Raw genomic sequence first — 20,811 nt, 5'->3', positions numbered from 1 at the left:
GTTAAGAGTTGAATATGCTGTAGGGTCGAATTTATTCGCCCTTTGGCGCCCATAGCGAGAATAAATTGGCACCTACAAGTTTTAACTTAGCGGCATTTAGTATGAAGGGAGAAAAGGTTACTTTAATTTTTAAGCGGACCTTTTCATAAGCTTTAATTCGACTTTGTCAGATTTGGGGTATCACATTGCCGAAGGTCGTTATTCCGGCATGGATTGCCGGAACCTAGGCTTCATGGATGGTTAGAAGCCCGCCATTCATGGCACTGGACACCAGCTCTTGTGACCTTTTGGTGTCCCGGCGGATATGACGGACTCTGACCAAGTAGAATTAAGAGCGCCCAACAGAAATCGGTAGCTGGAGTGTGGGGGCCAAATAATGAACCAAGGACATCCAAGGCCAAGTTACGGCGCCGCAACACACGGACATGAACCATGCGATTAACGCAACTGCCGGCTATTCGGCAAATATCAAGAGAATGGCGCGAAAGTGAGGCTTTATCTGACATGATGATAAGGCACAAAAAATCGGTGTCCCTCTTACCTTGAAGGATTGGTTGTTCTTGAAAAATTACTTAATCAACAGCGCACGAAGCTTCCATAAGCCCGCGAAATGCTAACCTTCAATCTCCGGCATCTTGTGATATAAACAGATAGTGCAAAAATATTTACCCTAAAACAATGAATCGATGGTTAATTCTAAAGGAAATCGCAAGGTGGCAATACTATTTGTGTTATTGAGTATTGTTTGGATAGGAATCCTATTAATGGAATCATCACAGCCTCCTGCTAAAATTATGAGTGAGATTTTCGGGCTGGATAAAGTGGCTCACTTTGTTGCGTTTAGCGTGCTGGCGTTGCTAATTTGTGCTGCGGCTTTTGGTTTCAGTGGAAAGCCCTATATTCCGATACTATCAATGCCTTTGTTATTTACGATCTTGTTCGGCATAATTGAAGAAGGTTACCAGATGACGATTCCTGGTAGAACTGCAAGTTTGCTGGATCTTTTAATCGATATTTGTGGGGCTTTTTTTGCTATAGCCGTAGCTAATCGACTACTACTTTTGCATAAAACCAAGTCGCAGCAATGATGTCTGTAATAATTAGAAAGCTCTCAATTGTAGCAGTTAAAGGCATTGGTAAATTCGCTTTAAAGCTAAGAATGTTTAGTATAAAACTAGCTTGACGTGTTCCAGTGAAGCTTCAGAGTGTTGCTTAATTTTGCGTAGCTGTTTGGTAAAAATAGACTCGGCCGCTATGGATAAATCTATTAAAGATTATATTTTTACGATAGCGTCATATTATAAGTTATGAGAAAAATCCTTTCTTTTATTGTTACCTGTTATCTCGGAGTGCTTCTTTACTTTCAAAGCTCTACATGGGGGCTTGCAGCAGGTGTCGATGTAAGCAATATTTATGATAGAGGTACTGGTGTTCTTCCATTTTCACTTATAACAGCCGTATTATACTTTCTGTATTTATGTACTGCATTTCTAGGTTATCAGCAGCGTAATCCTTCTGTTTATTTTAATCTAAGGCCTTATTTTTTGGGGTTTGTTTTCTTATTTTTTGTATTTGTATTTTTTGGTGTTGTTATAGGCGAGCCTTATCAAAAAGTTATTACTACAAGAGGTTTGATTCCTGTTGTTAACATGTATTTGCTTATGTTGGTTTTATTAAAAATAATTTCTACGCCAAATAAACTTGAAAAGTTAACTGATTTGATTGTTTTTTGCGCGTTAACCAGGGGCATCTGGGGATTGATTCGATGGGCATTTTTAGGAGGTGACCCAGCTAATATCTATGCAACCTCTCAAAAAATTGCAGTCAGGCTTACATTTTTTGATATTAACGATAGCCTTATCGCAACGATAGGTGTTTTTTTGGCTGCGTGGTACTTGCTATATCAAAAGCCAGGCCTAACGGCATCTCGTAAATTGTTTTACTACCTAACTATTGGAATTGGGCTTGCTGTTGTTCTTTTATCGTACCGTCGTACTGCTTGGGGTGGATTAGTTTTGGCAGGATCTTGGCTTGTTTGGCTACAACCCCTTAGAAAGCGTCTGCAAGTAGGCCTAATAATCGGGCTAATTGGTACCTTAGCTCTGCCAGTCTTGATTGCGGAACGCTTTGCAAATCTCAAGGGTAGTGGAGGGCATGGAGGACTTCTGTACGACATCACCTCAAAAAAAGGTGATATAGCCACATCTGAAGGGCGGTTTTCTGAACTCAATCTAGCTTGGCACTATATTTCAGAAAGTCCCTTTACCGGCGTTATGCCTTGGGGTGGAATTGGACTAGGGGGTACCCATGATTTTGTGCATAGTGGTTTGGTACATTTGTGGTTAAAAGGTGGGATATTTGCGTTAGTGCTTTTCTGTTTAATCTTATGGAATTATGTTCTTTTTACTAGAAAAGTAAGGCGAGAGATTCCGGCGCAAGATCGAGGCTTGGCGGAAGCAGCATTCGCGGGACTGCTATTCAGTATGCCAAACATTTTATTTGGTACCCCTTTTATTGAATTCAGAACAACACAGTTATTGGGAGTATTGTTAATTTTGCCATATATAGTCTACGGAATTAAGGCGGTAATAGCGGAGCCTAAACGATCTCCTTTTGCTTTAAAGTCACCTTCGTCAATGACAAAATCCATGTCCAATGCAGCATAAATTTGCTCGAAACTCAATTTTCAACTTTATGGGGGCTGCTACGCCCGCTCTAGCAAACCTTATTGCTGTGCCTGTTCTTGTTAATAGCTTGGGAGATGCAAATTATGGTTTGCTATCGCTTGTTTTGGCGGTAGTAGGTTATTTTGGATTGTTGGACATAAGTGCCACTCAAGGCTCTACCCGGTTTATTGCTGAATATGATAGCCTTGGACAGCCAAGGCAAGCCAATGAGGTCATTAGTTTTGGCCTCATCATTTATTTGGTAATAGGGCTATGTGGCATGACTCTGATTTATTTTGGAGCTCCTCTGCTGATAAAAAATGTATTTGAAATACCTGCGGAAAATATAGACACTGCATTAGCTACACTTAAATTGGCAGCGGTGGCATTTCTTTTTTCGCAAGTGCAATCTTATTTAATCAGTGTGCCTCAAGCGATGCAGCGTTATGCGATATCGGCAACCACAGAGGCTATTTTTGGTTCTGCAGCCCCGATAATAAGTATGGGTGTTGCTCTTTTAACGGGTAGTATCGAAGACGTTGTCGCAGCACGCCTTGGACTAAGTGTAATTAACGTTGGCGTATTGTCAATTTGTATCCTAAGAATAAGACCTGATTTTAAAATTTCGAAAGCAGGCAAAAGCATTCGTAGACGTCTCCTGTCATTTAGTGCCTTTTCTTATTTAAGTACCATAACTGGAATTTCTTATGCTCAATCCGATCGCCTGATATTGGGCATACTGTTAGGGCTTGGGGAGATTACGTTATATACAGTACCAACAACTTTGGTCAACCGATTGTTCGGCATGACTTACCGTTTGGGGAGTGTAATTTATCCTGCGGCAAGCAAGCTCGCGGCTTTGGGAGATCGGGATGGTGTAAGGAGTGTTTATTTGCTGACATCTCGATATATGACCGCAATAAACAGCCTGTTAATTTTGATGCTTACTGTTTATGGCCAAGACTTGCTGAATTTATGGGTCGGACCACAATTTGTTGAGCAGGGCTACCCTGTGTTGGTGATAATCGCACTTGGAATATTCATCGATTCCATGACCAACTTGCCTTCATTAGTAAACAATGCTATTGGACATCCCAAGACAACCGGATTATTCGCAGTTGCTAGAGCGGTGTTTGGCATAGGAGCGCTTATTGTTGGAACTCAAAAAGGAGGTATTATTGGCACTGCTCTATCACATTTAGTTGCATCTGTTCTAGCAACTTCAGCATTTATGTTTTATGTGCATGGGCGTTCAGTACCTGCATCGTTATTTGAGCTGATCCGTAAGGCCTATATCCCGGTCTTGCTTGTCGCAGTTTTCACATTTTCTGCCGCCTGGTTCACCAAGCCCGTCTACCCAGCACATTTTTTTGATCTATTAATTCATGGGCTTTTGATATTAGCACTTTATATATTATCTGCAGTTTTTTTTATTCTAACACCTGAGCATAAACAAACTGTTTTCATTCGATTATCAATTCGATAAATGTATTTTTATTAATAAAGCGATGCGTATTTTACTTGTTAGTGAACATGTACCTCACCCCAGTATGGGGGGGTTGGCAAAACATGTGTTGACATTGGCCTCGGCCCTGATTAAAGCTGGACACCATGTTGATATTATTGGCAACAACGAATATCCACTTGGGGTTGTTGGTGATGAGGGACAATTTGGAGGTCAATTCTTTGCGGAATTATATGCACATACCGTTGGATGGAAAGAAAGTAAACTTGGCTTGTTCTTGCCACCCAAAAGAGGTTGGATAGCAAAAAAATTGGCGCAACGCATTATGAATTATGCCGCAGATTATGATGTCGTTCATTATCACGGACACTACCCCAATATTGCTAAATACATTCCCTTAAATATCAATTTTGTTCAAACACGCCATGATCAGGGCGGAGATTGTGTTAAGAACACCCGTTTTCGTAACGGCGCAATGTGTAATTTTCTCGATCCAGCAGACTGTGCAGGGTGTATTACAGCACGACCGAATGGTTTACAGCGCTTAATTTCTAAATTTGCTGTGCGCAATTATCGGCGTGATGTTGCGGAGGCTTTTCGGCGACATAAGACTATTTTTGTTTCGGATATGTTAAGGCGCAATTTTTCCAGAGTTGCGGGAAATGAGGATTGGGGAGTTGTATTGCATCATTTTATCGATCTCGACAAACTCAAAGCAATATCGAATGATAAATCAATACCGGCAGATAAAGGAAACCAGTCGATCAAATTATTCTTTGCTGGTACATTATATCCACACAAAGGAATAGATTCGTTCTTGCAAAAACTGGTACCTGTGATGCCAGAAAACATGTCTTTGATCATTGCCGGAACCAGCCCCATTGAAGCGGTATTTAGAGAGCAATTTGAAAGTGATCGAGTAATCTTCTTAGGTTGGTGCGATTACCCCACCGTGTTACAAAAGGCGGCTTTGTGCGATGCAATGATTGTTCCATCAATTTGGGAAGAGCCTTTTGGTGCAACTACATTAGAAGGGCTACTGCTGGGTAAGCCTACCTATGCGTTGGAAAGAGGTGGTACTCCAGAACTTAAAGTATACGAGAGGTATCCAGGGCAATTGCGCTTGCATAAGGATATAGATTCGCTAGTCAACTCGCTAATAGGTTTCAAGCCTAATAAAATTACTTGTTTTGAGTTAGATGAGCGTGGTGGTGTAGACCAAGCTATTCGCCACCTTTTGAGTATTTATCAGGCTCCATCCCATCCAATATAGTTCTGGCCTTTAATATACATAGTTAAAGCATGAATAAAATTTGTTTTTTGATATTAGCCCATACAAATCCTCGTCAACTGAAAAGATTGATAGATGCGCTTTCATTCGATCTCTTTGATATTTATGTGCACATTGATAAAAAATCAAATATAACCGAGTTTTTGCATCCTAAAGCTAATTTTATTGATGAAAGGGTTTCTGTATCCTGGGGTGGCTTTTCTATGGTACAGGCTACGCTTAATCTTGTTAGTTATGCATATGATGGCGGAAAATATCAATATTATTGTCTGTTGAGTGGTACGGATTATCCGATCAAGAGTAATAAAGATATATTTAATTATATAACTCAAGATGGCAATTTTGAATACCTTGATTTCTTTAAAAGTGATGATAGCAAATGGCACGATAGGTATAAGAAATACTATTATTATGAATGCTATCCTATAAAAAGAATTTTAGATGTTGGCGTTAGAAAGATACTCCCTGATAGAAGGTTTCCAGCCGGATACGCACCGCATTGGGGGTCAAGTTGGTGGACTTTAAGCAATTACGCAATTGAGTACATATTAAATGTGCTGAATAGCGACCCTAGCTTGGTAAGCTTTTTTAGATATTGTTCATCACCGGATGAAATGATGTTTCAAACAATTTTATGTAACTCCAGTTTCTTTGAAAAAATACAAAAAGAGTTTAGGTATCTTGATTGGTCCAAGGGGGGGAGTCACCCAAAAACATTGATTTATAGTGAGGATTTTGAATCATTGAAAGTCAGTGCCTCGCTGTTTGCGAGGAAATTTAATAATGGGGATGATGCTTTTTTGGATGCAATTGATTCGGAGTTGAGACAGTAGCTAACCGTCTTTTAGTTTTATTATCAATCTAATTAAATTTTTTAGGAATAAATATGTCCAACCCCTTTCCTAGTATCTCAATTATAACATGTACGTGGAATAGTATAGAGTATTTGCCGCAGTGTATTGACTCTATTCTTAGTCAAACTTATGCGCCTGTAGAAATTATATTTGTTGATGGTGGCTCAACTGATGGTACGCTGGAATTAATTAGTAAGGTTCCTGGGAATATAAAAGTCTTAAATAATATTCGCGGTGGTATTAGTCGTGCGATGAACGCTGGGATAGAAGTAGCTGCTGGCGATGTTATTGCGCATTTACATTCAGACGACTATTACCTAACGCCAAACGTGCTTAATGAAGTTGCACAGACATTCGTCGATACAGGTGTGGACTGGCTATTTGGTAGCCATATGAATGAAGTAAATGGAAAGCTTGAGCCATTAAATTACAAAATGCCAGTGTATTCTTATAAGCGCTTGGTTCAAGGTAATTTTATTTCTCATCCTGCAACTTTTATTAAGCGTACATTACTAGAAAAGTCGGGATTATTTGACACCAACTATCGCTATGCCATGGATTATGATTTGTGGCTAAGATTGGCTAAGCTCTCGGAGCCAATTCAATTGGATACCCCGTTTGCAGCATTCAGACGCCATACTGGAAGTTTATCGACAGCTAATCCGTTAGCGGGCTTGGAGGAGGGGTTTAAAATACGTATGAGCCAATCCGGAATTTCGACAATAGATTGGTTACTTCATCATGCGCGTCATATCGTAAGGAAACGTAGAATTCATAAACGGCTAAGAGCGGAATCATGAGTAAAGTATCTCTAGTCATGGGCACAATGGGCCGTGCGGAAGAACCGATAAGATTTATCGAAAGCTTATCTCGGCAGAGCGTACCTGCACTCGAGTTGTTGATCATTGATCAAAATGAGGATGAACGTCTTGCCCCTGTCGACACAAAGGCTACAGAGTTAAATATTCCAACGCATAGAATTAAAGAGTCAATTAAAAACTTGGCGCATGCTCGGAATATAGGTATTTATAAATCCACAGGCGAAATTATTGGTTTTCCAGACGATGATTGTTGGTACGAACCTGAGGTAATAGAGTTGGTGGAGGAGTGTTTTACTAAAAATCCTAGTATTGATGCTATAAGTGGCTTATGGCTAGAGGCCCCTGCTCAAAACCTACCTGAGGGTATTATATTGCCAAAGGAGTTATTAGATTTTAAAGGTGCAAGAATCAACTCTAATACATTGTTTGTCAGGCGTAGAACGCTCCATGAGTTGGGAGGTTTTGATCCTAGGCTAGGAACCGGGCAGTGGTTTGGTGCGGGAGAGGAAACTGACTTTGTTTTTCGCTTAGCAATAAAAAATAAACAGATTTATTATTTTCCTGAAATCAAAATACATCATCCTTATTTCAATACTACGAAACAGCCTGCTCATAGGGTTAGATCATATTCTAGAGGTACTGGAGCCTTATATGCGAAGCTTAAATTGCCTACAAAAACTATATTGCGCGGATTTATAGCTCCTATAATTAAAAGTATTTTACCACCTTATTCAGCATCAAATACGCTTAGAGGGGTGCAGCAATCAATAGGTAGGTTCGAGGGATGGCTGGAATGGCGGAGAAAATATGGGAGCGGTATAAATTCATGGAGTAGTCATCTCGATAATAATTTGTTTGATTAAAGGTTGATGGTTTTAGTTTGAATTGTTTAATAAAATCTTGAAATTTTAAAAATTACTTAATGCCCGCCAGAAAATAAAATTTTATGAAGAAAATAGGATATTTAATAGCGGCTCATGCGGACCCCCAGCAGTTGAATAGGCTAGTTAACGCAATAGACTACAATTCCGACATCTATATCCATATAGATGCAAAATCAGATATACAGCAATTTAAGCAGGCGGTAACATCTAAAAGTGTAGTGTTTTTAGAAAATAGAGTCATAGTTTCCTGGGCTGGAATATCGCAAGTGGATGCGACATTGCGATTAATAAAAGTTGCGCTGAATAGTGGAAATGATTACAGCCATTTGGTTTTGTTGTCAGGTACCGATTACCCTATAAAAAAAATTGAATATATCAATGGTTTTTTTAATCAGAACTCTGGGCGGGAAATTATCCGTTTTATTGATATGCGAGAAAGCCCGCAACATTATATGAAGCAATTAAAATTTAAATGGTTTAAAGAGCCGTTTTATCGAGGATCTTATAAGGCAATGGTATTATTAGATAAGGTAATTCGTAGATTCGCCAACTCTTTAAGGCTGCAGAATAGTTGGGATGAGACACTTGTTCCATATTATGGCTCAAATTGGTGGGCTTTGACTCCTGAGTGCTGCAAATTTATATTGGAATACATAAACAATAACAGAACATATTATGAGATCAACAAATTTAGTTTTGCACCCGACGAGCACTTTTTTCATACCTTGGTTGGCAACTCTGTCTATGCGCTAAAGTCGGATGGGTTGCAAACTTATGAAGGTAGAGGTACGTCAAAACTAGCTAATTTCCATATTATTCATCCATCATTAGCTAAATGGTATGACTTAGCCGATTGGGATGAAGTTGCCGCTTCAGATAAATTATTCGTCAGGAAAGTAAATTCTTCAAAAAGCAAAGAATTGCTAGATAGAATTGATAGGGAGCTATTAAATTAAAGCTCCTGCTTTTAAAGTTGTGATAAGCATTATTTTTGATTTATGCGCCAAGCTATATAGTAGTTTGCAGTTTTTTATGCGAATAAGTCGGTTGGTAGTTATCGCTTGCTAAGCTAAATATCTTAAGTTAACTGATAATAGTTGTTTATTGCCTGCTATGTAGGATTGCCTTTGGGCTAAGATGGAGCGTTTTATGAAACAGATACAACATGCAAAATTAGACGCTATACAAATATTACGTGCTATAGCTGTATTGGCAGTAGTTTTTTGGCATTCTGACGCAGTAATATTTTCGGTTAAAGACCGTTTGGATTTTACAAATTTTGAATTTCCGGGAGTTAGTCTTTTTTTTGCTATCAGTGGATTTATTATTTGTTATATTGGATTAGCCGACGGGATGACCGTCAAAAAATTCATCATGCGCAGGGTTGTTCGCATTGTACCTATTTACTGGGTGTTTACCATTGCGATAATTTTATTGTTTGTTATAAAGCCTAGCTCTGCAATTGCTAAGCAATCGAGTGATCTAAATACGGTAATACAGTCTTTTTTAATACTCCCGCAAGCTGGATTTCCAGTCCTTGGGGTGGGGTGGACGCTTGAGCATGAGATTATATTTTATGGTCTTTTTGCAATCATGTTGTCCCTGCGTCTCCAACAGAAAATATTTTGGCTGATCGGTGCGTTGGGCTTAGTTGGTATGTGGTGCCGATGGAATGGGCCAATTGAGTTTTGGGATTATCATGTTTTTTCACTACTTCATTTTCAGTTCTTAATAGGAATATTTGTATATCAATACAAGCTACTATGGAGAGCGAAGACGGTCTTTTTACCTATTATACTATTGATTGTGGCGGTAGCTTTATTATCACTTACCAAATGGTATAAATTTGTTTTTCCGGAGGGTGTTGGGTCAATTTATATAGCTGGGGATATTTCATCATTTGTTGATATTTTTGGAACAGCTATTTCATGCGGGATGTTGTTAGTTGCTGCTTTGCAACTTGAAGGGCTTGGATATTTCACGTCATACCTTTCCAAGTTTCTTATTAAAGTGGGTGACGCCTCGTTTACAATTTATTTGTCACATCAATTATTTTTTGTAGGTTTCAGGCAAATCTTAAGTCGTTATCCAGATATGCCATGGTTTGCTGCCGAAGGAGTTAGGATAACAACTGTTTTGACGGTGATTATAGGTGCTATTTGGTTCTATGATCACTTTGAAAAGCCCTTGCTAAGAGCATTGCAGAAAAGAGTTGCCTAGGACTATCTATTAGGTGCGATTGATAATGAAAAATACTGGATTATTTATTCGAATATGCTGTTCATGTATTTATATGGCGATATAAATAAAACTTTTGTATTTCAATTATATTTGCAAGAAATTAATGTTGGCCAAAATTGTAAAAATGGCTTAGTGGAAGAATATGAAAATAGTTATTTTCCAGCCCATGCTGAAACAGTACCGTGTGCCATTATTTGAGATGATGGGAGGGCTTTTAGAAAAACAAGGGCATCAACTGCGGGTGGTTTGTGGCTATCCACCGCCTAACGAGTTAAGTAAAGGTGATAATGTTATTTCAAGTACTGGTTATTGTATTGTTGAGAAAAGCATTTGGCTTCTCGATGGAAAAGTACATTTTTTACGCAATGCGATTTCGCATGTTTTTTGGGCTGATCTGATCGTTACTGAGCAAGCCAATAAACATGTGCATAATTATATATTAATGATTTTTCGAATGGCCGGGTTTAAGCCATTTGCTTATTGGGGGCATGGCAAGAATAGACAAGGCTACCGGCATAGTTTTCGAGAAAAATTCAAAAGGAAACTTTCGCTGCAATGTAGTTGGTGGTTTGCGTATACGCAAGGTGTGGCTGACTACATAGTTAGTTTGGGGTATCCGAGTTCAAGAATAACTGTACTTAATAATAGCATTGATACTTCTGAGTTTAAACGACTTCTCAGTAAACAAACTCCAGATAACGTGGCCGAATTTAAACGACAGGAAGGGATTGATTCAGATGCCAGAATTGGGCTTTTTTGCGGAAGTCTGTATTCTGAGAAGAAAATTGATTTTTTACTGGAAACGGCTCTGAGTATACACAAGAAGAATTCGAAGTTTGTGCTGTTGATAGTGGGTAATGGCAAAGATCAAAAAATGGTTGAGGATTTTGCCAAACAGCATCTATTTATTAAATATCTGGGGGCCTTGTTTGGTGAGAAAAAAGCCTTGGCATTTAAGTCGGCAGAGTTGTTTCTATGTCCTGGATTAGTTGGCTTGGCTATTTTGGACGCTTTTACTGCCGCTTTACCATTGTTTACTAGTGATATTCAAAATCATAGTCCTGAAATCGAATATCTAAAACAAGGATTAAATGGGGTGATGACTGCGCCGATTCAAGAAGAATACGCTCAGGCCATTGTTGACGTTTTAGACAAACCAAGTGAACTAGAAAAATTACAAAATAATGCTTTAGCAAGTGGTAATATGTTTTCTATAGAAAACATGGCGCAGAATTTTGTGGAAGGTATACTAAATTATTTTAATTCAGGTTATTAATATTCTAATTAATAAGGTTGAGTACGTTTGACCGGAACTATTTTATTTAAATAAATTACATAGGTTGGCGATTGTGAAGGCTAGTAATAAATATGACCAGTTTTATGCATCAGATTTAGCCAAGGAACAGCTCAAAATAAACTCATATGGGGGTTGGCCGAGAAACAGAGCCGAGGCAATTGTTGCTGTCAAGGGTGCTGGAACCAGAGTTCTGGATATAGGTTGTGGTAATGGTTATTTAATTTATCAATTTAAAGACTCTTATGCGCAGTTAATCGGTCTGGAGTTTTCAGCGCATCGTTTGCGGCAAGCAAAAATCAATTTACAGGATTTAAACTTTTTAGGGTTGCAGGGAAGTGCTGAGGATATGAGTAGTATAGATTCGGGAAGTATAGACAGGATTGTTTCCGCAGATACCATTGAGCATATTCCCGATGTCTATGCGACCTGCGCTGAAATGTTTAGAGTTCTTAGGCCGGGGGGCGATCTGATTGTAAATACACCGAATATTGCATTTATTAAAAAAAGAGTTTTATTGATGTTAGGCCGTTTTCCCTCTACGTCACAGCCTAACGAAGGGGTTGGTGATGACATACTCTTCGATGGTGGGCATTTGCACTATTTTACTTATAGATCGCTTCGAATAATATTAGAGCGAGTGGGATTTGAAATGGTTAATAAAATAGGCTATGGAAGGTTCGGTAAAATACATAATATATATCCATCGTTATTAAGTGAAGGAGTTCAGTGGGTTGCCAGGAAGCCACAGAGAATTTGATTGTGTTATATGATAAATGGGTGTCTTAAATATCATTTAGACTAGTTTCTGGCAATGATCGAATATTAAAGTTTTGATTAATTATGATAACAAAACATAAAGAAAGTCCTTCGGCATCCATAAAACCTCGTGAGATTTATCTTGATTTTGTTAGAGGTATTGCCATCTTACTTGCTATGGGATGGCATTTTAACGGTTCTGATACAGGCATTCTGGTTTTAGATTTTTTGTTGATACCTGGGCGGATGCTTGGGTGGGCGGGTGTTGATTTATTTTTTGTGCTCAGTGGTTTTCTTATAGGTGGGCTAATATTTGGTGAATATAAAAAAACCGGTGGCTTTAAAGTAGGTCGTTTTTTAATAAGGCGAGTCTTTAAAATATGGCCTATTTTATATTTGTATTTATTTCTATTGATAGTTTCTGGTCGGTATCAGTGGGAAGTCTTTCTATGGCAAAACCTTCTGCATATCCAAAACTATTTCTTGACGCCACTTTCTCATCTTTGGAGTTTGGCGGTAGAGGAGCATTTCTATTTAGTCTTCGCTATTGGCCTTGTGTTACTAAAAAGGTCAAAAAACACAGACATCAAGGTATTAGAAATAATCTTGCCTATTGTTCTGGTGGCTGCATTTTTATTTAGAATATTTGCTTATTTTTATTCGGTAGATTTGCATCATATTCAGATTCAGACACAATTCAGGATTGATGCCCTAGCTTCTGGTGTCTGTTTGGCTTATCTGAAGACTTTTTATCAAGATAAATTTCAAGATATTGCGAGTAAAAAGAAGCTTATGTTGATTTTATTTGCTTTTTTAGTAGCTATGCTTATTTCTTTTCAAGAATATAAGTTTTTTAAAGCGACCATTGGATACTCCGCAAGTTATTTGGCTGGAGCGCTACTGCTATTATGCTGTTATGGCAATGAAATTATTACAGCTCGAAACTTTGTGGTTCGATGGGTTGCATGGATTGGAGTGTATTCATATGCTATGTATGTTTATCAGTTTGTTATGATGAGACTGGTAGAGGCTTTTTTCAAAAAATATCACATAACGTATGAGTCAGTGGTGTTTGATTTATTTGTAAGATATGTTGGTACAATTGTCTTGGCTGTTATGCTCACAAAAATAATAGAACACCCATTTTTAGCTTTGCGCGAGAAGATATTTCCTTCGTATTCTTCTAGGTAGTAAATATGCTTTTTTTTGCCTAGCCTACGCTGAAAATCTTGGAAACGGAGCGCCAGCGAAGTGAAGATTTTTAGTCCCCGATAGCCGTAGCGCCGGGCGGGTTTTCGCAGCGAAGCGGAGAAAACCTGCAAGGCATCGCGACACGGCGTTAAGTCATGCGAGAGCCGATGTTTCGACCCCTTGTTGGGTCGGAACGAGGTGACGCGGACGAATCGGGGCGCCGAAGGCATAAGCGGTCGCGTAATTTTTGCCGATTTTTTTCAGCAGGATGCCCGAAAAAATCTTTCGGCAAAAATCGCGACTCCCCGGTGTTTTTCTATATTGTGATTTATTGCTTATTTCTGATATGTACTACTTTTTTAGGATGGAATATGAATCAGCTATATATGAGGTTCGAAACTTAAGCTTTCTTTGTTATATCTAGCTATTATTTGAAGTACATTGGGTAATGTAATGAAAGTCTTGTTTGCACATAATCGCTATCAACAAGCAGGTGGGGAAGATGGCGTCGTTAATGCCGAAATCAAGTTGCTTACAGAACACGGTAATGATGTTGAATTATGGTGTGTCGATAATAAAGATATTCTAAAAGGGAGCGTCGGTAAAATTAAAACTGCTCTAGCAACCCGTTACTCTTCAAATAGTCGAGCAGTTGCTTCCGAGAAGCTCAGAAGTTTTAAGCCTGATGTTGTACACGTACATAATTTTTTCCCACAAATCAGCCCTTCTATTTACGATGCCTGTCTGGATGAAGGAGTGCCGGTGGTCCAGACATTGCACAATTATCGGTTGATATGTCCTGGGGCTATGCTGATGCGGGATGGTATGGTCTGCGAGCAGTGCATTACAGGTTCGCCTTATCACGCTGTCTTATATGGTTGTTATCGCGATTCCAAATTAGGCAGTTTGGTAGTTGCACATATGGTCGCTGAACTTCGCCGAAAGGACACTTGGCGGCATAAGGTCAACCGCTTTATAGCCTTGACCGATTTCGCCAAGAGCAAGTTTGTTCAGGCTGGATTCCCGGCGGACAAAATTTCGGTTAAATCTAATTTTCTGGAAGATCCTCTAAAGGGCGCGCCTTGCGCTGATCGGGAAGGAGCCGGGTTTGGGTTGTTTGTCGGTCGTATTAGCGCTGAAAAGGGAATCAAAACCATGCTACACGCCTGGTCAAACTTAGGGGGTATAGCCTTGCTGAAAGTTGCAGGCTCTGGACCACTTGAAGGTTTACTACAAAATACAGCTAATATCGCTGCATTAGGGATACAAAATGCCGTAGAGGTTAGTGATTTGATGCGGAAGGCAAGCTTTCTGATTTTGCCTTCCGTATGGTACGAAGGATTCCCGCTTGTACTAGTGGAAGCGTTCGCTCATGGCTTGCCGGTGTTGGCATCAAGATTAGGCAGTATGGCCGATATTATTCAAGATGGGGAAACCGGTTTGTTATTTAATCCCGGCGATGCAAATGATTTGGCCATTAAAGCCAGATGGTTGCTGGAAAATCCCCAGCATACGCAAAAACTCGGTGAAAATGCCAGAAGAGCGTTTCTTGAAAAATATACAGCGGAGCGAAATTATGCGGAACTTATGGCAATTTACGAATCCGCTAAATAATTAATATTATTCTGGCCGTTCACTTTAAAGTCCTTTGGCTACGGAGTCGGTGGAAAAGAAGGCGCCTTGACTTAGCGGCCCTGGAAGAAAAGTTTATTATTTAAGGGGGGCTCTATAAATAAAACAAATTCCTTCTTCCTCCGTACCCGTAGGGCATAAAGGAGGAGGTTGGGGGATGAGGGTGTTAAAATCAATTATTTACATCCCTCACCCTAGCTCTCTCCGGGTGGGAGAGGGAATTTTTAGGGGTTTCCTAAAAACATCCCGCTTCGACGCATGGTAAGCGGCTCCGATTTAAACTGTATTTTCATGTAAGCGCCTTTTACCTCTGCTGCATAAAGCGCTAAATAGTAATCCTCCAAAAGCGCTACCAAATAATGTAAAGCCGCCAGGGAGCGGTATTACACTGCTAGTACTGCGGGTCCACGTGCCTGGGTTGTTAGAGACAATAGCCTCGTAGCCTCCCAGTGACGATGTCCCGTCCAGCGAGTTTGTCGAACTTATAGCATCGTATAATGAAAGTCCATATTGATTGCCATGCGCGCGCGAGCTATTTGCCGCCCAATTTCCACTGATATTGCCGCTACTATCGGTATCGAATGATATGTTTGAGGACGTGTAAATCCAAAAATTTGGCTCCAGATTAGGGTTGTTGGAAAGGTTTTGGTAACCATTGCTAAAGTAAAAGTCGTTTATTGTTTTCGAATTATAGCTGTCGAGAACTATATGGCTGTTTTCGAATATTATACTGCTGTCGACCGTAAACCATATTGATACACGAAATACTGGAAAGCCTGAAGAAATATTAGTAAACGGATTTCCGACGTAACTATATCTTATCAACTCAGCATCGGCAGGAGAACTTAGACTGGTACTTAAAACTATTGCAACAGCTGGTGTAAGATTGCGATTAAGTTTAAACATTCTGCGGCTAGTATCGCTATTAATTAAATGGCCTGATTTTCTCAGTGGGGATAAATTAGGCCTATATCTGCGGGTATGTTTTGAAACCCGATTTTTTCGGCGGGAGATTGGGGGCAGAATGAAACCTGATTGCCGGCTATCGTGACACATGGGTCAGCATAATTACTTCCGTGTTCCACCCCGGCGTCAAGCCATTCTTGCCAGGAGGCGTTGCTACGTTTTGCTAAGCCGTCCAGCACATTAAAGTCGAGCTTAAATTGGCCATTGGTACTCCATACTAAACTATTAGCCAAGATGTTACTTTGTTTGGGCATGAAGTAGCGTAAGGATGAGCCTCCTGGATTGCTGGTAACAATAATATTGCGTTGCAAACTGTTGCCTTCGGGCCAGGTTTCATTGAACATAGGTCTCGCTTAGTTTCGGGTATTTAGTCCGCCAAATTGCACTTTGGTACGGCACTTGTAATAGTCCTTTTTTATTTTCCGACCAAGAATAGCCTGGCCAGCGATTGTCAATCCACAATGCATTACTGTCGGTGAGAATAACATTGTTTTCTATAATATTGTCTCGCCCGCCACCCAGTTGGATCGCCATAGAACCAGCCTTGTTGAAGATGTTACCGATTATGCTGAAGCCACTCACTGCATCGTCAAGATATACTCCACGAGCACCGTCAGGTTTGGCATACACAACTTTGTTATTAGCAATATCGACACTTTTTAGGCCATAGCCTAGCAAATCGTGAATACTGTTATAACGGATAACATTTCCATGAAAGGTCCAGTTTCGGCCGGAATAAATTGCTCCGCAATCGGATGCTTGTTCGCAGACATGCTGTACTTCATTTTTCTCAATTAAATGGTCATTCCCATTTATTAATATGCCTGCTCCAGGGCTATGCTCAATAAGATTATGCGTAATGTGTGTGCCCACCCCAGATACTTCGATCCCGGGTGTATAGGTCATGAGTATTACACCGAAATTATAAATGTGGTTGTTGTGGACAATATTGTTGGCCGGCACCAATGTAGCTCTATCTCCACCGCTAATTAAGACTCCCGCTTCGCCGGTATCGTTTATTTGGCTGTTTGAAATATTGATATGGTCGCAATTTTTTACTTCTATTGCTGTTCCGCCTATATGACTAATTTCAATTCCATCAAATAAGATATGGCTGGCCTTGTCTATATTAATTGCCGTCTCAGTGCTGTGTCTAAATACTAAGTTATTGAAACTTATATAGTTTGCTCCATTTATGGATAAGATGTTTTTCAGTTGCGAGACAATGGCTTTATTTGGTTTTGAGCTGTCGTGTGGAATAAATAATATTTTATTATTTGTTTGGTCGTAAAACCATTCGCCTGGCGCGTCTAGCTCTGATTGAATATTTTGCAGGTAGAATCTTCGTCCGCTAGTTAGCGGATATTTTGTATTGCTGGAAAGGCTAATATTATTTTGGCCTTGATCTAACATAGCTATTCCTATATATTCATCGAACCAGTCATTTCCCGCCATTATGTGTATTTGTGCATGATTTGTCTCGTTACCCAATGTCGGTAAGTTTTCCATGCTGCTGAACTTAGTGTTTTCATTAATAGGTAGTTTAATATGAGCCCAATCCGTATTTGGCCAGCGAGCGAGATGCATGGATTGTTGGTCCACAAATAGCTGAAATCCTGGAATATTGCCTTTTTTTCGGTATGTATTGGAATATTTAATGCCATCCAGTTTTAGTGTCGAAGTAGGGCAGTCCCAAATTTTATTATTTCCTTGTTTGCAGTTTTGTAGAGTAGTACCCCCACTAATTAACACTGGACCGTTTTCAGCTTGCCAACGGATTTTACGGTCAGTAAAGCCCGAATCTCTAAGGTCAAACTCTAACGGTTTTTGTAACGTGTAGTCGCCGGTTTGAATATGAACAGTAACCGGTTCTCTGAATAACCCATCTTTTTTTAAGTCCCGGATAGCTTGTTGCGCGCGGCTAAAGGTCAGAAAAGGACCTGATGCTTCCGAATGAGAAAGTTCGGGGGATAAGCCATTTGCCTGATCGCTACCCGCAGGATCAATGTAAAAATCCTGGCTCATCGCTGTTGTAGAGAAGCAAAGCAAGGCAATTTTTGAAAAATTATTGCATAACATATTAATTTTAAATAATAATTAATAAATTTTAATGGATAATATTAAATTATTTCGTTGTTGATTATTTCGAAATAATAAATATATTTATTTGTGGAGAGGTAATTATAGTCCAGCCGAAATAGGTTGGTATCAATCGGCTGGATTATAGGGCGTGTACTTTACTATTTGATAAGTCCAATATCAGTTGGCAAGGTTTGGAAGCTTATTTTAGAGATTGGGGAGTTTGAACAAGTTAAGCTGATTTTGCCCCCAGATATTCTTAGGCACGGATCTGCAAAAAAACTGTTTTGTTCTACTTTTTTGTCAACCCATTCGCTCCATAGGTTTTTGGGCGGCTCATTTGATACTAAATCCAGAAACTTGTAATCAACTCTAATATTGGTAGTTGCATTCCAAACTATATTATTTCCTATAATGCTGGTTTCCCTAGGCAATATATAGCGAAATGCATTGCCACGTGGTTCGGTAGAAATTATTATATTTCGCTGAATTTTAGTACCTTCGGGCCAAGTGTCATTCGTCATGGGTGTGCCCAGCTCAGGGTATTTTTTCAGCCAAAGACTGCTGGTTATGGGCATGCTCTTTAATGTGCTTCTCAAGTAATCCCAATTGAAGCCGGGAAATCGCTGGTCCAACCATATTGCCCGGTCATTGGTTTTGATAATATTGTTTTCTATGCGATTGTCACGTCCGCCACCGATCTGAATTGAAAAAGTGCCTATATTGTCCAATATATTGCCGAATACGAGAAAACCACTAACGGCATCGTCGAGATAAATGCCGCGAGCGCCTATGGGTTTATATAATATAGTCCCTTTGGTGCTATATAAGGTAGTGTCAAGCTCATAGCCATAAAAATCATGAATATAATTATAACGAATAATATTGCCGCGATAAGTCCAGTCTCTTCCTGAATAGATTGCGCCACAATCACCGGATTGTTGACAAATCTGCGATATTTCGTTTTTCTCAATTACATGATCATTTCCATAAAGTGTGATGGCTTTGCCGTTGCCATTTTCAATAAGATTGTGAGTGACTATTGATGCAACACCTTCAGTCTCTATTGCAGGGGAGTAATTGAATAAAATGTTGTCATAGTGGTGGATATGGTTGTTTTCGACGATATTTCCAGACGCCGTCAGTGTTGGTCTATCCCCTCCAGAAAATAAAATACCACCTTGGCCGGTGTCGTGGATGTGACTATTTGAAGTGGTTATATTAGTGCTATTTAGAACACGTACCGCTTTACCACCAATATTGTTTAATTCCAAATTGTCTAGTACTAAGGAATCGCCCCCGTCGATTTTGATTGCATCTCCCGCACTATATCTAAGAACTAGGTTATTAATGTCAATGTGGCTAGCATCTTTGATAGTAATTAGATTCTTAGCCGAAGAAATTAAAATATTGGTTGGAATTATGCCTTTAGGGGGTATCAATAATAATCTGTTATTGGTCTTGTCGTAATACCATTCTTCTGGGGCATCAAGTGCCGATTCGATATTTTGTAAATAAAAACGTCTGCCGCCATCAAGCGGATAGAAAGTTTTATCCGACACAGTGATTCGATTGTTAGCTAGATCGATTGCGGATGCGCCTAGATATTGGTCAAAAATATCATTGCCTGGAAAAATATGAACTTGGGCGTCGCTTACATCACCTGAAAATGATGGCATTTTTTCAAATACACTAAATTGAGTGTATTTATCGAGGGGGGTTTTTATATGAGCCCAGTCAGAATTTGGCCATCGGGCCATATGCATGCGGCGTTCATCGACAAAAACATCTAGCGCTGGTGTGTTGCCTAAAATACGACCATTTGTCTCGCCTTCGATATTAGCTACGGTATCGGCGCTTAGAACGCAACTTAAAATTTGGTTAGAATTGATACTTCCGTATTTTTGGCAATTTTTAATTGTAAGGCCGCCAGAAATAGTGCTAATACCATTTTCCCCTTGCCAGATAATTTCCTGGCCAGGTAAGCCTGAGTCTCTTTCGTCGAATTCCAGCGCAGACTGAAGTTGGTAAGTTCCCTTGCCGACATGGACCGTAATCGCTTCATTAAATTTCCCAGTTGCTTTTAATTGCCGAATTGCGTTTCTTGCACGGGTTAGGGTTTTGAAAGGGCCGGTTTTGGTCCAGAAATTGACGCTGGGGGACAGGCCATTCAGGCTGTCGCTGCCCGAGGGTGATACGTAGAAATCCTTTGCCGCCGCTGCCGAGCAGAACGCCGCTAAGGTTAGGGTAATGACAAGTTTAATAAACATAGTTTTCTCCTTTTATTAACTCATGCTCCAATAGCCTGACAGACCACGGAATACAGTCAGCTAATTCAGTTAATATTTGAGGGGTAGTGTTCCGGTCCTTGGTTACGAAGATACTTGGAAATTGTTTCAGAATTGGGTCAACTGCGGGCTAGTCCATTCAGTCTGCATCGCCAACACGGAATCAATACTAGCAGCTCTTTTCAATAACGAAATACGTAACCTCACGAATACCGCTTTTTCAACCGCAGTCAGGGTGTAATAAATTTTGACGAGCCAAATTGGTGCGCTGGGCTAGCATCTGAACTAAAGCGCACCGTTCTGACATGCTGTTGAAATGTGTTGGTAACAGCCTATCTCGATTGCATGTGTCGATAATGGCTTTTTATGTGCCCATCCAA

16 protein-coding genes are annotated in these 20,811 nt (G+C 39.8%); 13 read left to right on the top strand and 3 right to left on the bottom strand.

Translation table 11 applies throughout. The annotated features are described in order from the left end of the window. Positions 1 to 686 precede the first annotated feature (686 nt). From ACH5Y9_RS19675 to ACH5Y9_RS19615, 13 genes are all read left to right on the top strand, one after another. The gene (locus ACH5Y9_RS19675; protein WP_445367273.1) at positions 687 to 1,088 is read left to right on the top strand and encodes a VanZ family protein; all 402 of its coding nucleotides are present in this window, start codon (positions 687 to 689) and stop codon (positions 1,086 to 1,088) included. Between the two features lie 219 nt (positions 1,089 to 1,307). Further along, the gene (locus ACH5Y9_RS19670; RefSeq protein WP_445367272.1) at positions 1,308 to 2,666 is read left to right on the top strand and encodes an O-antigen ligase family protein; all 1,359 of its coding nucleotides are present in this window, start codon (positions 1,308 to 1,310) and stop codon (positions 2,664 to 2,666) included. Beyond that, on the top strand, positions 2,656 to 4,152 hold the full coding sequence (locus ACH5Y9_RS19665; protein ID WP_445367271.1) for an oligosaccharide flippase family protein: 1,497 nt from the start codon (positions 2,656 to 2,658) through the stop codon (positions 4,150 to 4,152). The genes ACH5Y9_RS19670 and ACH5Y9_RS19665 overlap by 11 nt, the downstream gene beginning before the upstream one ends. Before the next feature lie 22 nt (positions 4,153 to 4,174). Further along, positions 4,175 to 5,404, top strand: a complete 1,230-nt coding sequence (locus ACH5Y9_RS19660; protein WP_445367270.1) for a glycosyltransferase family 4 protein — start codon at positions 4,175 to 4,177, stop codon at positions 5,402 to 5,404. A 29-nt stretch (positions 5,405 to 5,433) separates the two neighbouring features. Then, a complete protein-coding gene (locus ACH5Y9_RS19655; RefSeq protein WP_445367269.1) occupies positions 5,434 to 6,255 on the top strand; it encodes a beta-1,6-N-acetylglucosaminyltransferase in 822 nt (273 codons plus the stop codon). 53 nt (positions 6,256 to 6,308) lie between these two features. After that, positions 6,309 to 7,076, top strand: a complete 768-nt coding sequence (locus ACH5Y9_RS19650; protein ID WP_445367268.1) for a glycosyltransferase family 2 protein — start codon at positions 6,309 to 6,311, stop codon at positions 7,074 to 7,076. Continuing rightward, complete coding sequence (locus ACH5Y9_RS19645; protein WP_445367267.1) at positions 7,073 to 7,960, top strand: glycosyltransferase family 2 protein; 888 nt, start codon at positions 7,073 to 7,075, stop codon at positions 7,958 to 7,960. The genes ACH5Y9_RS19650 and ACH5Y9_RS19645 overlap by 4 nt, the downstream gene beginning before the upstream one ends. An 83-nt stretch (positions 7,961 to 8,043) precedes the next feature. Continuing rightward, a complete protein-coding gene (locus tag ACH5Y9_RS19640) occupies positions 8,044 to 8,937 on the top strand; it encodes a beta-1,6-N-acetylglucosaminyltransferase (RefSeq protein WP_445367266.1) in 894 nt (297 codons plus the stop codon). A gap of 193 nt (positions 8,938 to 9,130) precedes the next feature. Next, the gene (locus ACH5Y9_RS19635; protein WP_445367265.1) at positions 9,131 to 10,201 is read left to right on the top strand and encodes an acyltransferase family protein; all 1,071 of its coding nucleotides are present in this window, start codon (positions 9,131 to 9,133) and stop codon (positions 10,199 to 10,201) included. A gap of 163 nt (positions 10,202 to 10,364) precedes the next feature. Then, positions 10,365 to 11,498 carry a glycosyltransferase family 4 protein gene (locus ACH5Y9_RS19630; RefSeq protein ID WP_445367264.1) on the top strand — a complete coding sequence of 378 codons (1,134 nt, stop codon included), beginning with the start codon at positions 10,365 to 10,367 and terminating at the stop codon, positions 11,496 to 11,498. Positions 11,499 to 11,571: 73 nt separating this feature from the next. Continuing rightward, a complete protein-coding gene (locus ACH5Y9_RS19625; protein ID WP_445367263.1) occupies positions 11,572 to 12,276 on the top strand; it encodes a class I SAM-dependent methyltransferase in 705 nt (234 codons plus the stop codon). A gap of 83 nt (positions 12,277 to 12,359) precedes the next feature. After that, positions 12,360 to 13,466: an acyltransferase family protein gene (locus tag ACH5Y9_RS19620; protein WP_445367262.1), complete on the top strand. Its 1,107-nt coding sequence runs from the start codon at positions 12,360 to 12,362 to the stop codon at positions 13,464 to 13,466. A 453-nt stretch (positions 13,467 to 13,919) separates the two neighbouring features. Next, positions 13,920 to 15,080, top strand: a complete 1,161-nt coding sequence (locus tag ACH5Y9_RS19615) for a glycosyltransferase (protein WP_445367261.1) — start codon at positions 13,920 to 13,922, stop codon at positions 15,078 to 15,080. A 965-nt stretch (positions 15,081 to 16,045) separates the two neighbouring features. Here the strand turns inward: ACH5Y9_RS19615 and ACH5Y9_RS19610 are convergent. The 3 genes from ACH5Y9_RS19610 to ACH5Y9_RS19600 form a co-directional block, all read right to left on the bottom strand. Beyond that, positions 16,046 to 16,408, bottom strand: a complete 363-nt coding sequence (locus tag ACH5Y9_RS19610) for a hypothetical protein (protein WP_445367260.1) — start codon at positions 16,406 to 16,408, stop codon at positions 16,046 to 16,048. Further along, on the bottom strand, positions 16,398 to 18,143 hold the full coding sequence (locus ACH5Y9_RS19605; protein WP_445367259.1) for a right-handed parallel beta-helix repeat-containing protein: 1,746 nt from the start codon (positions 18,141 to 18,143) through the stop codon (positions 16,398 to 16,400). The genes ACH5Y9_RS19610 and ACH5Y9_RS19605 overlap by 11 nt, the downstream gene beginning before the upstream one ends. A 161-nt stretch (positions 18,144 to 18,304) precedes the next feature. Further along, positions 18,305 to 20,413: a right-handed parallel beta-helix repeat-containing protein gene (locus ACH5Y9_RS19600; RefSeq protein WP_445367258.1), complete on the bottom strand. Its 2,109-nt coding sequence runs from the start codon at positions 20,411 to 20,413 to the stop codon at positions 18,305 to 18,307. Between the last annotated feature and the right edge of the window lie 398 nt (positions 20,414 to 20,811).

The organism is Methylomonas sp. BW4-1, from assembly GCF_052474385.1.
The sequence above is the reverse complement of the archived record's forward strand: the minus strand, read 5'-3'. Positions and strand labels throughout refer to the sequence as shown.

Bases quoted from the DNA above. Each gene is read 5' to 3' on its own strand.
- ACH5Y9_RS19610 (WP_445367260.1), bottom strand. From the start codon at position 16,408: ATGTTCAATGAAACCTGGCCCGAAGGCAACAGTTTGCAACGCAATATT.
- ACH5Y9_RS19670 (WP_445367272.1), top strand. From the start codon at position 1,308: ATGAGAAAAATCCTTTCTTTTATTGTTACCTGTTATCTCGGAGTGCTT.
- ACH5Y9_RS19620 (WP_445367262.1), top strand. From the start codon at position 12,360: ATGATAACAAAACATAAAGAAAGTCCTTCGGCATCCATAAAACCTCGT.
- ACH5Y9_RS19630 (WP_445367264.1), top strand. From the start codon at position 10,365: ATGAAAATAGTTATTTTCCAGCCCATGCTGAAACAGTACCGTGTGCCA.
- ACH5Y9_RS19675 (WP_445367273.1), top strand. From the start codon at position 687: ATGGTTAATTCTAAAGGAAATCGCAAGGTGGCAATACTATTTGTGTTA.
- ACH5Y9_RS19605 (WP_445367259.1), bottom strand. From the start codon at position 18,143: ATGTTATGCAATAATTTTTCAAAAATTGCCTTGCTTTGCTTCTCTACA.
- ACH5Y9_RS19600 (WP_445367258.1), bottom strand. From the start codon at position 20,413: ATGTTTATTAAACTTGTCATTACCCTAACCTTAGCGGCGTTCTGCTCG.
- ACH5Y9_RS19635 (WP_445367265.1), top strand. From the start codon at position 9,131: ATGAAACAGATACAACATGCAAAATTAGACGCTATACAAATATTACGT.
- ACH5Y9_RS19615 (WP_445367261.1), top strand. From the start codon at position 13,920: ATGAAAGTCTTGTTTGCACATAATCGCTATCAACAAGCAGGTGGGGAA.
- ACH5Y9_RS19640 (WP_445367266.1), top strand. From the start codon at position 8,044: ATGAAGAAAATAGGATATTTAATAGCGGCTCATGCGGACCCCCAGCAG.
- ACH5Y9_RS19665 (WP_445367271.1), top strand. From the start codon at position 2,656: ATGCAGCATAAATTTGCTCGAAACTCAATTTTCAACTTTATGGGGGCT.
- ACH5Y9_RS19660 (WP_445367270.1), top strand. From the start codon at position 4,175: ATGCGTATTTTACTTGTTAGTGAACATGTACCTCACCCCAGTATGGGG.
- ACH5Y9_RS19645 (WP_445367267.1), top strand. From the start codon at position 7,073: ATGAGTAAAGTATCTCTAGTCATGGGCACAATGGGCCGTGCGGAAGAA.
- ACH5Y9_RS19650 (WP_445367268.1), top strand. From the start codon at position 6,309: ATGTCCAACCCCTTTCCTAGTATCTCAATTATAACATGTACGTGGAAT.
- ACH5Y9_RS19655 (WP_445367269.1), top strand. From the start codon at position 5,434: ATGAATAAAATTTGTTTTTTGATATTAGCCCATACAAATCCTCGTCAA.